Source organism: Pseudomonas kitaguniensis, from assembly GCF_049199985.1.
GTDB classification, from domain to species: domain Bacteria; phylum Pseudomonadota; class Gammaproteobacteria; order Pseudomonadales; family Pseudomonadaceae; genus Aquipseudomonas; species Aquipseudomonas kitaguniensis.
On the sequence record NZ_JBLZPT010000073.1, the window covers coordinates 1 to 259 of the forward strand.

Consider the following 259-nt stretch of genomic DNA (forward strand, 5'->3'; position numbering starts at 1 on the left):
TAACCAATACTAATTGCCCGTGAGGCTTGACCATATAACACCCAAGCAATTTGCTTGCTCTGACGAGCACCAGATTGCGGTGTGTGAAGACGATAGAACCGAAAGTTCGATCTCACAAAACACCGAAAGCTGTCACATACCCAATTTGCTGAAGCGAGGCCATCAGGCCACGACTCAGTACCCGAATTTCTTGACGACCATAGAGCATTGGAACCACCTGATCCCATCCCGAACTCAGTAGTGAAACGATGCATCGCCG

Annotated in this window: 1 rRNA gene; it reads left to right on the forward strand. The window is 49.0% G+C overall.

The window, feature by feature from the left end:
- Positions 1 to 189: 189 nt before the first annotated feature.
- Positions 190 to 259 (forward strand): 5S ribosomal RNA (gene rrf, locus ACOZK9_RS27410); the annotation flags it as partial.